Origin of the sequence: Streptomyces sp. CA-181903, from assembly GCF_050937075.1 — a bacterium.
Taxonomy (GTDB): domain Bacteria; phylum Actinomycetota; class Actinomycetes; order Streptomycetales; family Streptomycetaceae; genus Streptomyces.
The window spans coordinates 3295078-3309464 of record NZ_JBNJLY010000001.1 but is presented as its reverse complement, the minus strand read 5'-3'; the positions used below and the strand labels follow the sequence as shown (position 1 = coordinate 3309464).

The following is a 14387-nucleotide window of genomic DNA, read 5'->3' as shown; positions in this document are numbered from 1 at the left end:
CGGCTCTTCTCGCTCGGCCAGAAGAGACCTCATGACGGACAGGCGCAGCCCGTTGTCGTACGGCCGGACGTCATACGGCACGGGCCCAAGCTATCGGCGGAGTCGTGGGCGCGGGGCGGGTATACCCGGAAGGGGGCGACGCGAGACGTGAGTGCGAGGACACCGACGCGTAACGGTTCGACGCACAACTATGAAGGCGGTGCCGTGGATCGTCGGACACCCAGGCACCATGGACCGATGCGCGACGACGAGACCCCGGGGCCGTTCCTCGCCACGGGTCCGGCCGCAGCACCCCCGACGGGCCCCGGCGCGGGCCCGGCCGCCGGCGCACCCTCGGGAACGCCCGCCGGTACGGCGTCGTCCGGAGCGGCGGCGGGGCCGGGCGAGATCGGCGCCCTCGTCACCCGGGCCGTCGAGGGCGACCGGCGCGCCACCCACGACCTGCTCGCCCTGGTGCACCCGCTGGCGCTGCGCTACTGCCGCACCCGGCTGTCGCGGCTGCCCGGCGACGCCCGGCACTTTGTGGACGACCTCGCCCAGGAGGTCTGTCTCGCCGTGCTCTGCGCGCTGCCCCGCTACCGGGACACCGGCCGGCCCTTCGAGGCGTTCGTCGTGGCCATCGCCGCGCACAAGGTCGCCGACCTCCAGCGGGCGGCCATGCGCCACCCCGGGAGCACGGCCGTCCCCTCCGACGAGATGCCCGAGCAGCCCGACGACTCCCTCGGTCCCGAGGAGCGGGCGCTGCTCAGCAGCGACGCGGAGTGGGCCAAGAAGCTGCTCGCCAACCTCCCGGAGAACCAGCGCGAGCTGGTGCTGCTCCGGGTCGCCGTGGGTCTGACCGCGGAGGAGACCGGGCAGATGCTGGGCATGTCGCCGGGCGCGGTCCGGGTCGCGCAGCACCGGGCGCTGAGCAGGCTGCGGGCGCTCGCCGAGCAGTGAGGCACCGGCCCTTGGTAGGAAAATCCAAGTGACGCGATCCTCACCGATCGTGGAATGGGACACCTTCGGTGGCCGTTAGCATGGGAGTCCTCGCTGAGGCAAGGGGGTTCCGGGTCCCGCGGCGACAGCCGCCGGTGGTGACGGCCCCGCCCGGCCCGCCCGCCGAACTCTGTATTTGGGAAGGTGTCATGACTGACCACGCCGCCGGGATGCCCGCGAAGTTCGCGATGCTCGGTCTGACCTACGACGACGTCCTGCTGCTGCCGGGCGCCTCCGAGGTGCTGCCGAACGCGGTCGACACCTCCTCCCGCGTCTCCCGCAACGTCCGGGTGAACATCCCGCTGCTCTCCGCCGCCATGGACAAGGTCACCGAGGCCCGGATGGCCATCGCCATGGCCCGCCAGGGCGGCGCGGGCGTGCTCCACCGGAACCTGTCCATCGAGGACCAGGCCAACCAGGTCGACCTGGTCAAGCGCTCCGAGTCCGGCATGGTGACCGACCCGATCACCGTCCGCCCGGACGCCACCCTGGCCGAGGCCGACGCGCTGTGCGCCCGCTTCCGCATCAGCGGTGTGCCGGTCACCGACCCGGCGGGCAAGCTGCTCGGCATCGTCACCAACCGCGACATGGCCTTCGAGACGGACCGCAGCCGGGCCGTGCGCGAGGTCATGACGCCGATGCCGCTGGTCACCGGCAAGGTCGGCATCTCCGGCGAGGACGCCATGGAGCTGCTCCGCCGTCACAAGATCGAGAAGCTGCCGCTGGTGGACGACGCCGGTGTGCTCAAGGGCCTCATCACGGTCAAGGACTTCGTCAAGGCCGAGCAGTACCCCAACGCCGCCAAGGACGCCGAGGGCCGGCTGGTCGTCGGCGCGGCGGTCGGCGTCGGCGCCGAGGCGTACGAGCGGGCCCAGGCGCTCGTCGAGGCCGGCGCGGACTTCCTCGTCGTCGACAGCGCCCACGGGCACAGCCGCGGCATCCTCGACATGATCGCCAAGGTGAAGTCCAACATCAGCGTGGACGTCGTCGGCGGCAACGTCGCCACCCGCGACGGCGCCCAGGCGCTGATCGACGCCGGTGTGGACGGCGTCAAGGTCGGCGTCGGCCCCGGCTCGATCTGCACCACCCGCGTGGTCGCCGGCATCGGCGTCCCGCAGGTCACCGCCATCTACGAGGCCGCGCAGGCGTGCCACGCGGCGGGCGTCCCGCTTATCGGCGACGGCGGCCTGCAGTACTCCGGCGACATCGCCAAGGCCATCGCCGCCGGTGCCGACACGGTGATGCTCGGCTCGCTGCTCGCGGGCTGCGAGGAGTCGCCGGGCGAGATGGTCTTCATCAACGGCAAGCAGTTCAAGTCCTACCGGGGCATGGGCTCGCTCGGCGCCATGCAGTCGCGCGGCCAGGCGAAGTCCTTCTCCAAGGACCGCTACTTCCAGGACAACGTCCTCTCCGAGGACAAGCTGGTCCCCGAGGGCATCGAGGGCCAGGTGCCCTACCGCGGTCCGCTGTCCTCCGTCGCCCACCAGCTGATCGGTGGACTCCGGGCGTCCATGGGGTATGTGGGATCCGCCAATGTGCAGGAGCTCAAGGACAAGGGCACCTTCGTGCGGATCACCTCGGCGGGGCTCAAGGAGAGCCACCCGCACGACATCCAGATGACGGTCGAGGCGCCGAACTACTCGCGGCGGTGAACCCGTGGGGGCGGGGTGGGGTTCTGTCCCCGCCCCGCCCCTTCCCGTTTCCTGCGGGGGCTCCGCCCCCGCACCCCCGGACGCCGTACGGGCCGAGTCGGCCGCGTCGGTGATACTGGAGTGCGGCAGTCGTAGAAGGAAAGGCCACACACGTGACTGAGATCGAGATCGGGCGCGGCAAGCGCGGGCGCCGGGCGTACGCGTTCGACGACATCGCCGTCGTCCCCAGCCGGCGCACCCGTGACCCGAAGGAGGTCTCGATCGCCTGGCAGATCGACGCCTACCGGTTCGAGCTGCCGTTCCTGGCCGCGCCGATGGACTCCGTCGTCTCCCCCGAGACGGCCATCCGCATCGGTGAGCTGGGCGGCCTCGGCGTGCTCAACCTCGAGGGCCTGTGGACCCGGTACGAGGACCCGGAGCCGCTGCTCGCGGAGATCGCCGAGCTGGACGAGCACGCCGCCACCAAGCGCATGCAGGAGATCTACGCCGCGCCGATCAAGGAAGAGCTGATCGGGCAGCGCATCAAGGAGGTCCGCGACTCCGGTGTCGTGACCGCCGCCGCGCTCTCCCCGCAGCGCACCGCGCAGTTCTCGAAGGCCGTCGTCGACGCCGGTGTGGACATCTTCGTCATCCGCGGCACCACCGTCTCCGCCGAGCACGTCTCCGGCGCCGCCGAGCCGCTGAACCTCAAGCAGTTCATCTACGAGCTCGACGTGCCGGTGATCGTCGGCGGCTGCGCCACGTACACCGCCGCCCTGCACCTGATGCGCACCGGCGCGGCCGGCGTCCTCGTCGGCTTCGGCGGCGGCGCCGCGCACACCACCCGCAACGTGCTGGGCATCCAGGTCCCGATGGCGACCGCGGTCGCCGACGTGGCCGCCGCCCGCCGCGACTACATGGACGAGTCCGGCGGCCGTTACGTGCACGTCATCGCCGACGGCGGCGTGGGCTGGTCCGGCGACCTGCCCAAGGCCATCGCCTGCGGCGCCGACGCCGTGATGATGGGCTCCCCGCTCGCCCGCGCCACCGACGCGCCGGGCCGCGGCCACCACTGGGGCATGGAGGCCGTCCACGAGGACGTGCCGCGCGGCAAGCGGATGAACCTGGGCGCCGTGGGCACCACCGAGGAGATCCTCCTCGGCCCCTCGCACACCCCCGACGGGTCGATGAACTTCTTCGGCGCGCTGCGCCGGGCGATGGCGACCACGGGCTACAGCGAGCTCAAGGAGTTCCAGCGGGTCGAGGTGACGGTCGCGCCGTCGCAGCACGACAACCGCTGACGCTCCGTCTTTTCGCGGCAGGAGGGCCCGGGCCGTTTCGGCGGCCGGGCCCTTCGGCGTCTTCCGGGCCTTCCGGGCGGCCGGTCGGGCGGCCGGTCTCCGCCGTCAACTCCGTATAAAGGTTCGGTGATGGTGAATACTGGCGACTTATGGCGCAAAGTAAGTCGTTCAGCGGCAGGGACATGGGCATCGACCTCGGCACCGCCAACACGCTGGTGTACGTGCGGGGGAAGGGAGTGGTGCTCAACGAGCCTTCGGTCGTGGCCGTCAACGCTGATGACGGCAGTGTGCTGTCCGTGGGTTCCGAGGCGAAGGAGACCATCGGCCGCACCCCGTCGAACATCGTGGCCATCCGCCCGATGCGCGACGGCGTCATAGCCGACTTCGAGGTAGCCGAGCGGATGCTGCGGCACTTCATCAAGAAGGTCACCGGGAACCGGCGGTTCTCCCGGCCGCGGGTCGTGGTGTGCGTGCCGTCGGGCATCACGGGCGTGGAGCGCCGGGCCGTCATCGAGGCCGCCTCCCAGGCCGGGGCGCGCGCCGTGCACCTCGTCGAGGAGCCCATGGCGGCGGCGATCGGCGCGGGCCTGCCGGTCAGCGAGCCCACCGGCTGCATGGTCGTCGACATCGGCGGCGGCACGACCGAGGTCGCCGTGATCTCCCTGGGCGGCATCGTCACCGCGCGGTCCGTGCGGACGGCCGGCGACGCGATGGACGCGGCGATCATCTCCTATGTGAAGAAGGAGTACGCGCTCGCGATCGGTGAGCGCACCGCCGAGGAGATCAAGCTGAGCATCGGCTCCGCGGCGCCCACCGGGAAGTGGACGGCCGCCGGACTCGCGGCCGTCGCGCGGCAGTTGGAGAAGCACCCGGAGGCCGACGGGGGCGGCGACCCCGAGGAGACGCAGGGGCTGCTGCCCCCCGACCGGTTCGCCATCCGGGGGCGGGACCAGGTGAGCGGTCTCCCGAAGACGCTGGAGCTGACCGCCGACGAGATCCGGCACGCGCTGAGCGAGCCGGTGGACGCGATCGTGATGGCGGTGCGGCAGACGCTGGACGAGACGCCGCCGGAGTTGTCGGGGGACATCATGGACCGGGGATCGTGCTGACGGGTGGGGGTGCGTTGTTGCGGGGGCTGGATGTGCGGTTGAGTCGGGAGCTCGATATTCCGGTCCTGGTCGCGGATGAGCCGCTTGACTGCGTCGCTGTCGGGACGGGGCGGTGTGTCGAGGATTTCGCCAAGTTGCGGACTCTGCTCGACGCTCAGCCGCGGTTGCCCGCCAGCGGGCGGTTGTAGCCCCAGCCCCGCCCCTTCCCGTTTCTTGCAGGGGCTGCGCCCCCGCACCCCCGAAGCGCCCTGCGGGCGCTGTCCTCAAACGCCGGACGGGCTGGGTGATCAGCCCGTCCGGCGTTTGAGGACAACCGCGCGCAGCGCGGTTTCACAGCCGGTGCGCCGCCCCCGCCGGGCTCGCGCCCCGCGTGTCCAGCAGGAGCTGCGCCTTCACGGCCAAGCCCTGCAAGTCGTACGTCCGGTGGTGCTGGAGGAGCACCGTGAGGTCGGCCGCGGCCGCCGCCTCGTACAGGCAGTCCACCCGGGGCACCGGCCGTCCCATGACCCGCCACTGCGGCACGTACGGGTCGTGGAAGCCGATCTGCGCGCCGAGTTCCATCAGGCGGCAGGCGATCTCGCGGGCGGGGGAGCCCTCCTGGTCGCCGATGTCGGCCTTGTAGCCGACGCCGAGGAGGAGGACGCGGGCGCCGCGGGCGGACTTGCCGTGTTCGTTGAGGAGGGCGGCGCAGCGCTGGGTGACGTAGCGCGGCATGCGGCCGTTGACCTCCTGCGCCAGTTCGACCATGCGGAGCGGGTAGCCGAGGCTGCGGCCTTGGTAGGAGAGGTAGTTGGGGTCGACGGGGGTGCCGTGGCCGCCGACGCCGGGGCCGGGGCGGAACGCCTGGAAGCCGAAGGGTTTGGTCTCGGCGCAGCGGACGACGTCCCAGAGGTCGACGCCGATGTCGTGGCAGAAGACGGCCATCTCGTTGGCGAACGCGATGTTGACGTGCCGGTAGTTGGTCTCCCACATGCGGACGGTCTCGGCTTCGCGGGGCCCCGGGCGCGGACGATCTTCTCGCAGAAGCGGCCGTAGAAGGCGGCGGCGGCCTCGGTGCAGGCGGGGGTCAGGCCGCCGACGACCTTGGGGACGCGGGCGACGCCGCGGTCCCGGTTGCCGGGGTCGGCGCGGCCGGGGCAGTAGGCGAGGTGGAAGTCGCGGCCGGCGCGCAGGCCGGAGCCCGCTTCCAGCAGGGGGCGCACGACGTCCTCGGTGGCGCCCGGGTGGACCGCGGACTCCAGGAGGACGGTGGTGTGCGGCCGGAGCCGGGCCGCGAGGGCGCGGGCGGCGTCCTCGACGGCCCCGAGGTCCAGCGCCCGGTTCTCGCCGAGCCGGGTGGGGGCGCAGATGACGGCCGTGCGCACCCGGCCGAGCTCGGCGTCCTCCGTCGTGGCGCGGAAGCCGGCGGCCAGCATCCGGCGGAGCTCGGCGGCGGTGAGGGTGCCGCCGTCCTCGGCGGGCGGCCGGCCGGCGCGCAGTTCGGTGACGGTGTGCGGGTCGGGGTCGTAGCCGATGGTGACCAGGGAGGCGGCGGTGGCGGCCTGGGCGAGCGGTAGGCCGAGGTGGCCGAGGCCGATGACGGCGAGATCTGCGGGCATGTGCGAGCGGTCCTTCCCGGTGAGGAGCCGTGGGGTCCTGCGGGCGGGGACGCCGGACCGATCCCCGAATGTCGGATGACGTAGGACGATGTCGTAGATCAGGTTAAGGGGATATACGACATATTCCGGGCATTGTCGCGCCGGGCGTCGGCCGTTCGTGTCACGGCTGTGGCGGGAGGCGGGTCAAGAGCCCGGCGTGACGTGGGGTGAGTCGGGCCCGTCCGGGTATCCGGCACAGCCGGGGCGCCGGATCTGGTGCAGCATCGGAGGTGGCGCCGGTGGGCCGCCCGCGGGACGGGCGTACGGTTCGGCGCACGACCGGCGTACGGGCCGGTGGCGCCCGGTGCGGGACCCGACGGGCGCCCGGCAGGACAGAGCACACGCAGCGGACGCGGCAGCGGGAGGCAGCGGTGAGGACAGCGACACTCGGGCCGGCCGAGCGCGGCGAGGCACTCGCCCGGATGGCGGAACGGGAACTCGACATCCTGGTGGTCGGCGCCGGCGTCGTCGGCGCGGGCACCGCGCTGGACGCCGCCACGCGCGGCCTGGCCACCGGGCTGGTCGAGGCCCGGGACTGGGCCGCCGGCACCTCCAGCCGGTCCAGCAAGCTCATCCACGGCGGCCTGCGCTATCTGGAGATGCTCGACTTCGCCCTCGTGCGCGAGGCGCTCAAGGAACGCGGTCTGCTGCTCCAGCGGCTCGCCCCGCACCTCGTCAAGCCCGTGCCGTTCCTCTATCCGCTCCAGCACCGCGGCTGGGAGCGGCTCTACGCGGGCTCCGGCGTGGCGCTCTACGACGCGATGTCCGTCTCCTCCGGCCACGGCCGCGGGCTACCCGTCCACCGGCACCTCACCCGGAAGCACGCCCTGCGCGTGGCGCCCTGCCTGCGCAAGGACGCCCTGGTCGGCGCCCTCCAGTACTACGACGCCCAGATGGACGACGCCCGCTACGTCACCACCCTGGTGCGTACCGCCGCCGCGTACGGCGCCGCCGTCGCCAACCGGGCGCGGGTCGTGGGCTTCCTGCGCGAGGGCGAACGGGTCGTCGGGGCGCGGGTGCGCGACCTGGAGCAGGGCGGCGAGTACGAGGTGCGGGCCCGGCAGGTCGTCAACGCGACCGGGGTGTGGACGGATGACACGCAGCAGCTCATCGCCGAGCGCGGGCAGTTCCACGTCCGGGCGTCCAAGGGCATCCATCTCGTCGTCCCCAAGGACCGCATCCACTCCACCACCGGGCTCATCCTGCGCACCGAGAAGAGCGTCCTCTTCGTCATCCCCTGGGGACGCCACTGGATCATCGGCACCACGGACACCGACTGGGACCTCGACAAGGCCCACCCCGCCGCGTCCAGCGCCGACATCGACTACCTGCTGGAGCACGTCAACTCGGTGCTCGCCGTCCCCCTCACCCGGGACGACGTGCAGGGCGTCTACGCCGGGCTGCGCCCGCTGCTGGCCGGGGAGTCGGACGCGACCAGCAAGCTGTCCCGCGAGCACACCGTGGCGCACCCCGTGCCGGGGCTGGTCGTGGTGGCGGGCGGGAAGTACACCACCTACCGGGTGATGGCCAAGGACGCGGTGGACGAGGCGGTGCACGGGCTCGCGGAGAAGGTCGCCGACTGCGTCACCGAGGACGTGCCGCTCGCCGGCGCCGAGGGCTACCGGGCGCTGTGGAACGGCCGCGCGCAACTGGCCCGGCGCACGGGTCTGCACGTCGCCCGGGTCGAGCACCTGCTCAACCGGTACGGCTCGCTGGTCGGCGAGGTCCTCGACCTGGTGACCGCCGACCCCTCCCTCGGCCGGCCGCTCGGCGGCGCCGAGGACTACCTGCGCGCCGAGGTCGTCTACGCCGCGTCCCACGAGGGCGCCCGTCACCTCGACGACGTCCTCACCCGGCGCACCCGCATCTCCATCGAGACCTTCGACCGGGGCACGCGGTGCGCCCGGGAGGCGGCCGAGCTGATGGCGCCGGTGCTGGGCTGGGACGTGGAGCAGGTGGAGAAGGAGATCGCGCACTACGAGAAGCGGGTGGAGGCGGAACGGGAGTCGCAGCTCCAGCCCGACGACCGGACGGCGGACGCGGCGCGGCTGGGGGCGCCGGAGATCCAGCCGCTGGCGTGAGCGGGTGCGGGCGGGCGCGTCCGTCAGCAGAACTCCGCGCTCAGCAGGCGCTCCTCCGCCGCCGCGTCCACGCCCGCGTCCGAGTTGGCCCGGTAGGTGAGGACGTGCCGCCCGTCCGCCGTCCCCATCATGCCCGCGTACGAGCCGTTGATCTCGCCGTTGTGCCCCCACAGCGTCACCCCGCACGGCAGGCGCACCGGGAAGAGGCCCATGCCGTACCGGCCGCGCGAGGCGCCCGTGTCGCGCATCAGGCGGAGGGCGCCGGCGGGGAGGAGCTCGCCGCTCAGCAGGGCGGCGAGGAAGCGGTCGAGGTCCGGGAGGGTGGAGACGAGCTCGCCCGCCGCGCCCGCGACCGACGGGTTGAGGTCGGTGACGTCCGCCGGTCCGCCCCGGGGCGTGGGGGAGTAGGCGCGGCCGTGCGGCTCGGGCAGGGTGACGCGGGTGCCGGGCAGGCTGGTGCCGGTGAGGCCGAGCCGCCGGATGACGCGGCTGCGTACCTCGGTGGCGTAGGAACGGCCCGTCACCTGACGGATGGCCATACCGAGGAGTACGTAGTCGGTGTTCGAGTAGTGGTAGCGGGCGCCGGGCGGGGCGTACGGGCGGTGGCCGAGGGCGGTCCGTACCAATGCCTCGGGCGGGTGCGTCTCGAAACGGTGACCGGCGAACCCCGCGCCGAAGGAGGAGCGGAGCAACGCCGCGTCGTCCGTATAGGAGTACAGACCACTGGTATGGGTGAGGAGTTGGCGGATCGTGACGTTCCGTCCGTTTCCTGTGCTGCTTTCCGCCCGGCTTCCCGCCCGGCGCAGCCAGGCCGCGGCCGGGCGCGGCAGCAGCCCGGCGACCGGGGCGTCCAGCCGCAGCCGCCCCTCGGCCGCCAGTTGGAGGACGACCGTCGCGACGACGGTCTTGGTGATGCTGCCGGCCCGGAAGCGGTCCGTGCGGCGGATGCGCCGTCCGGTGCGCAGGTCCGCCACCCCGGCGGTGGTGAACCGGGAGACACCGTGAGCATCTTGTGACAGCTCGGCGGCGCCGGGAACCGGTCCTCGTGCAACGATGTCCTGTACAGGGGAGCGGGCAGGGTCGCCATCGCACGCCGTCGTCAGGGCCGTGACGGTGCAGCACAGCGCGGTCATGGCCGCCGTGAGGCGCGAGAAGGCACTGCGCGTCGGCATGCGCTCATCATCCATGGTCGCCCGGACCCTGGCCTTCCTCTGGTCGGCGGATGAGAGACAATGGTCCCTCGGCCGGGGTCGGTTGGTCGCAGAGCTGAATGCCAGAGGGGACGCATGTCGGACGCGGAGCAGACGCAGGGCACGACCGGGCGCCTCCTCGCCGGGCGCTACCGCCTCGGCGACGTGCTCGGCCGGGGTGGCATGGGCACGGTCTGGCGGGCCACCGACGAGACGCTGGGACGCGTCGTCGCCGTCAAGGAACTGCGCTTCCCCGCCAACATCGACGAGGACGAGAAGCGCCGCCTCATCACCCGCACCCTCCGCGAGGCCAAGGCGATCGCCCGGATCCGCAGCGCCGGCGCCGTCACCGTCTTCGACGTGGTGCACGAGGACGACCGCCCCTGGATCGTCATGGAGCTCATCGAGGGCCGCTCGCTCGCCGACGTCATCCGCGAGGACGGGCCGCTGAAGTGGCGGCGCGCCGCCGAGGTCGGCCTGGCCGTCCTCGACGTGCTGCGCGCGGCGCACCTCCAGGGCATCCTGCACCGCGACGTGAAGCCGTCCAACGTGCTCATCGCCGACGACGGCCGCGTCGTCCTCACCGACTTCGGCATCGCCCAGGTCGAGGGCGACCCCTCCGTCACCTCGACGGGCATGCTCGTCGGCGCCCCCTCGTACATATCCCCGGAGCGGGCGCGCGGCCAGAAGCCCGGCCCGCCGGCCGACCTGTGGTCGCTGGGCGGCCTGCTCTACGCGGCCGTCGAGGGCGCCCCGCCGTACGACAAGGGGTCGGCCATCGCCACCCTGACCGCCGTCATGACCGAGCCGCTGGGCCCGCCGAAGAACGCGGGTCCGCTGGAGGGTGTCATGTACGGGCTGCTCGCCAAGGACCCGCAGAAGCGGCTGGACGAGGCGGGCGCGCGGGCGCTGCTGACGGAGGCGGTCAACGCGCCCGACGAGCGGCTGCCCGCCCGGACGCCGGCCACGGACGCCACGCAGGCCATCGCCGTCCCCAAGGGCCTCGCCGGGCCCACGCCGGCGAAGGGCGCCGACAGGGCCGGCGGTGCCGCCGGCGGCGAGCGGACCGAGCGGACGGCGCGGCCCGAGCGGCCCGCGTCGGGGAAGGCGGCGCGGAAGCCCGCCACCGCCTCGGCGTCCTCCGCGTCCACCGAGCGGTCCGGCGGGGGCTTGGGTTCCCCGGGCGCGGCGGGTTCCCGGGGTCCCAGAGGCGCCGGAAGGGCCCAGGGGAGCGGCGAGACGTCCGGCAGCGCCTTCCGGCCGCTGCGCGACGCGACGCCCTCCGGCTCCGCGGCCACGGCACGCACCGAGCCGGAACCGACGGGCGGCGCCTACACCGAGACGCTGGTGCGGATGCGTCCCCCGGTGCAGAAGCGCGTGCTGCTCCTGGTGGTGGCGGTGGTCCTCCTGGCGGTCATCGGGACGGTCATCGCCCTCGCCGTCCAGAAGTAGGAAGCCGGCGTCCCGCCTCTGGTGGGGAGCGGGCCTGTGACCGCCGCCGGCGCCGGGGTGAACGGCGGGCTGGGGCGGGAAGGTCCGGACCGGTGACCGGTGTTGTGTACGGAGCCCGAACAGCCGGATGGGCAGCGGGCGTTCGGTGGGGTTCATCAGGTCCGACGATCTGAGCGGTACGCGCCCGCCGCGGCGCGTTCGGCACGTATCGTGAAGGGCCGGGGACGGAACGCAGCCGCGCGGCACCGCCAAGTGCCCCTCGGCAGCGGCCGGATCGGGCGTCGGGTGCAGGGATCGCGCGCTTTGGGGAGGCGTCGTGGACGACTATGCGGGCCGGGTGCTCGCCGACCGGTACCGCCTTCCGCTGCCTCCGTCCGACGCGTTCGAGCTGGTCGAGACGCGCGCGTTCGACACGTACAGCGGCCAAGAGGTGCTGGTCCGGCAGATCCCGCTGCCGGAGGTGGTCGAAGCGGAGCTCGTCGAGGGCGGGCCCGTGCCGCCCGCGCGGCCGGGCACGGGCAAGACCGGGCCGGGCCGGCAGCCCGGCCGGACGGTCGCCGGGGCCTCGGACCCGGCGGTGCGCCGCGCGCTGGACGCCGCGACGGCCGCCGCCCGGATCCCCGACCACCCCCGCCTCGACCAGGTCTTCCACGTCTTCGCCGAGGCGGGCAGCCTCTGGATCGTCAGCGAACTCGTCCCGGCCCGCCCGCTCGCCGCCGTACTCGCCGAGCGCACCCTCTCCCCGCACCGGGCGGCCGAGGTCGCCGCCGACGTGCTCACGGCCCTGCGCGCCCTGCACGCCCAGGGCTGGACCCACCGGAACATCACCACCCGCACGGTCCTCATCTGCGAGGACGGCCGGGCCGTCCTGACCGGCCTGGCGGCGGGCGCGGCGGAGGAGGCGCTCTGCGGCTACGACCCGGTGCCCGCGGGGGACTCGGGGGCGGACGAGAGCGGGGGCCCGGGGGCCGGAACCGGCCGTACCGGCACGGGCGGCGGTACGGGCCCGGGGGCCGGTGCCACGGAGCCCGGCGGCGGATCCACGAGGGGCGCGCCCGGGGGTGGCGGGCCCCCGGTGACGGGCGGCCCGTCCCGCACGGCGCCCGGCGCGGTCCGCGCGCCGACGCCATCGCCGCGTACCGGGCGGGCACCCTCGCGGCCGCCCGCGCCGGGCGGCCCCCGACGAGCGCCTCCACCTGGGGCGGCGGCAGCGCCGCCAGCGGCACCGCCCCGGCCCCGGCACCACCGCGCCCTGGAGCGCCGACGCGCTGGTGGGCGGCGCGGCGCCGGAATCCGCCGCGCCTGCCGAAGGGGCGGGCGAGACCCCGCCGTCCGCCGGTGCCACGGCCCCTTCCTCGTGGGGGAGGCCGGCCGGCTCCGCCGGGGCGCTCGCCGCCGAGCGGGCCCGGCAGGCGCGGATGCTCGTCGTGGGGCCGGTCACCGAGCGCTGGGCGCCCGAACAGGCGTGGCCGGTGCGGGAGGACTGGCAGCTGGCCCCGCCCGTCGGCCCGGCCGCCGACCTCTGGGCGCTGGGCGCCCTGCTGTTCCGCGCGGTGCAGGGCCACGCGCCGTACCCCGAGGAGAGCGCCGCCGAGCTCGTCCGGATCGTCTGCTCCGAACCCCCGGCCTACGCCGAGGAGTGCGGCGCCCTGCGCCCGGTCGTCGAGTCCCTGATGCGCAAGGACCCGGAGGAGCGGCCGGACTTCGAGGAGCTGCGCGGCTGGCTGCGGTCCCTGATCCGGTCCGCCCCCGAGCCGGACGTCGGCAGCCGTACGGTCACCGTGCCGCCGCCCCTGCCCGGCGATCCGGCGGCGGCGCCCGCCGGCAGGAGCGGCGGCCGGCTGCCCATCGTCCGCCGCCGCGGCGAACTGGTGCGCCGCCGCCGGGGACGCGGGGCCGCCGCGCCCGCGGCGCACGGCCGGCACAAGCGGGCCGACCGCGGCAGACCACAGGTGCCCGGCGGCGTCGCCGCCACGGGACACCTCCAGGAGCAGCACGTCTACGCGGCCCCGCCCGCCCACCGGCTCGGCCGGCTCCTGTTGGGGGCCGTCCTGCTGCTGCTCATCGGCGCGGTCCTCTACGCGCTGCTGTTCATGCCGCGCGCCTCGGAGAGCGCGGGCGCCGGGCAGGGCACGCGGCGGACGGCCGACGCGCTGAGCGCGGCCCCGGCGCCCGGTGGCGCGGCCGGCCGCTCGGGCGCGCCCCGGGAGGACCAGGCGACCGCCGAAACCGGCGGCGTGGCCAGGGGCTTCACCCTGCGCCGCGACCCCAAGGGGTTCACCGTCGCCGTGGCCCGGGAGTGGCAGCGCCGGGGCGACAACGAGCGCGGCCAGGTCGTCTACGCGGACGGGGACTTCGAGCTCATCGTGGTGCCGGGACGGGACAAGGTGTCCGAGTTCGGGGCCGATCCGATGGCCTACCAGGAGGAGAAGGAACCGGAGCTCGCCGCCTTCCGGTCGTCCTCCTGGTCCGCCTCCTCCGGGCTGCGGCGGGTGGACGTGGGCCGGACGGCCGGCGCCGAGGGGACGTTCAACTGGAACGACGACAGCGGGCGCCAGGTGTACGTCCGCAACTCGGCGGTCATCCTCGACGGGCGCTACCACGTGATCCAGGTGCTGGGGCCGATGGACGGGCAGCGCTCGGTGGACGGCTTCTTCGACCAGGCGACCGCCACGTATCGGGCGGGCGCTGGCTGACATAGCGTCATCTCGCCCTGCGTGCACAGGATTTGCGTCTGCGTGTCGCATAGGGGTGCGACGTCGGGCACGGAAGGCGGGGGAATCGAACGCCGGGAGCCGCGGTGATCCGGCCGTCGGGGGCGTTGTCGCGTCCGGAAGGGCCCGTAGGCCGAACACGGGTGGTAACGGTCCGGAAATTCGCTCGGGCGAAATTCTGAGCGACGGAAATGCACACCGTAATCGGGAACGGGAAATACCCGGGTGGCGCGTTCGGAATGATCACGCTGTGTTGATATCGAGTTGTGTTCTCCGTGGAACTCGTCACGCATC

At 73.9% G+C, this 14387-nt stretch carries 6 protein-coding genes and 3 pseudogenes; 7 read left to right on the top strand and 2 right to left on the bottom strand.

All coding sequences use genetic code 11. The features are described from left to right. Positions 1-237 precede the first annotated feature (237 nt). The 4 genes and pseudogenes from ACQEVS_RS14620 (at position 238) to ACQEVS_RS14605 (ending at position 5207) form a co-directional block, all read left to right on the top strand. A complete protein-coding gene (locus tag ACQEVS_RS14620; protein ID WP_433020381.1) occupies positions 238-939 on the top strand; it encodes a sigma-70 family RNA polymerase sigma factor in 702 nt (233 codons plus the stop codon). A gap of 188 nt (positions 940-1127) precedes the next feature. Beyond that, a complete protein-coding gene (gene guaB / locus ACQEVS_RS14615; RefSeq protein WP_433020378.1) occupies positions 1128-2630 on the top strand; it encodes an IMP dehydrogenase in 1503 nt (500 codons plus the stop codon). 152 nt (positions 2631-2782) lie between these two features. Then, positions 2783-3910, top strand: coding sequence for a GuaB3 family IMP dehydrogenase-related protein (locus ACQEVS_RS14610; protein WP_004955655.1), 1128 nt, complete (start codon positions 2783-2785; stop codon positions 3908-3910). Positions 3911-4059: 149 nt separating this feature from the next. Continuing rightward, positions 4060-5207, top strand: a pseudogene (locus tag ACQEVS_RS14605) (rod shape-determining protein). Between the two features lie 142 nt (positions 5208-5349). Here ACQEVS_RS14605 and ACQEVS_RS14600 read toward each other — a convergent pair. Beyond that, positions 5350-6617, bottom strand: a pseudogene (locus ACQEVS_RS14600) (nucleotide sugar dehydrogenase). 410 nt (positions 6618-7027) lie between these two features. Between ACQEVS_RS14600 and ACQEVS_RS14595 the strand changes: the two are divergent. Next, complete coding sequence (locus ACQEVS_RS14595; protein ID WP_433020373.1) at positions 7028-8737, top strand: glycerol-3-phosphate dehydrogenase/oxidase; 1710 nt, start codon at positions 7028-7030, stop codon at positions 8735-8737. 23 nt (positions 8738-8760) lie between these two features. Here the strand turns inward: ACQEVS_RS14595 and ACQEVS_RS14590 are convergent, their stop codons facing one another. Further along, positions 8761-9909 (bottom strand): serine hydrolase domain-containing protein, encoded by a 1149-nt coding sequence (locus ACQEVS_RS14590; protein ID WP_433020370.1) that lies wholly within the window; start codon positions 9907-9909, stop codon positions 8761-8763. A gap of 114 nt (positions 9910-10023) precedes the next feature. On the opposite strand from ACQEVS_RS14590, the gene ACQEVS_RS14585 reads away from it, so the two are divergent. Both ACQEVS_RS14585 and ACQEVS_RS14580 read left to right on the top strand, forming a co-directional pair. Then, entirely contained in the window at positions 10024-11379 is a 1356-nt protein-coding gene (locus tag ACQEVS_RS14585; RefSeq protein WP_433020367.1) for a serine/threonine-protein kinase, read from the top strand. Positions 11380-11695: 316 nt separating this feature from the next. After that, positions 11696-14075, top strand: a pseudogene (locus ACQEVS_RS14580) (protein kinase). The last annotated feature ends 312 nt before the right edge of the window (positions 14076-14387 follow it).

Bases quoted from the DNA above. Each gene is read 5' to 3' on its own strand.
- guaB (WP_433020378.1), top strand. From the start codon at position 1,128: ATGACTGACCACGCCGCCGGGATGCCCGCGAAGTTCGCGATGCTCGGT.
- ACQEVS_RS14590 (WP_433020370.1), bottom strand. From the start codon at position 9,909: ATGCCGACGCGCAGTGCCTTCTCGCGCCTCACGGCGGCCATGACCGCG.
- ACQEVS_RS14585 (WP_433020367.1), top strand. From the start codon at position 10,024: ATGTCGGACGCGGAGCAGACGCAGGGCACGACCGGGCGCCTCCTCGCC.
- ACQEVS_RS14620 (WP_433020381.1), top strand. From the start codon at position 238: ATGCGCGACGACGAGACCCCGGGGCCGTTCCTCGCCACGGGTCCGGCC.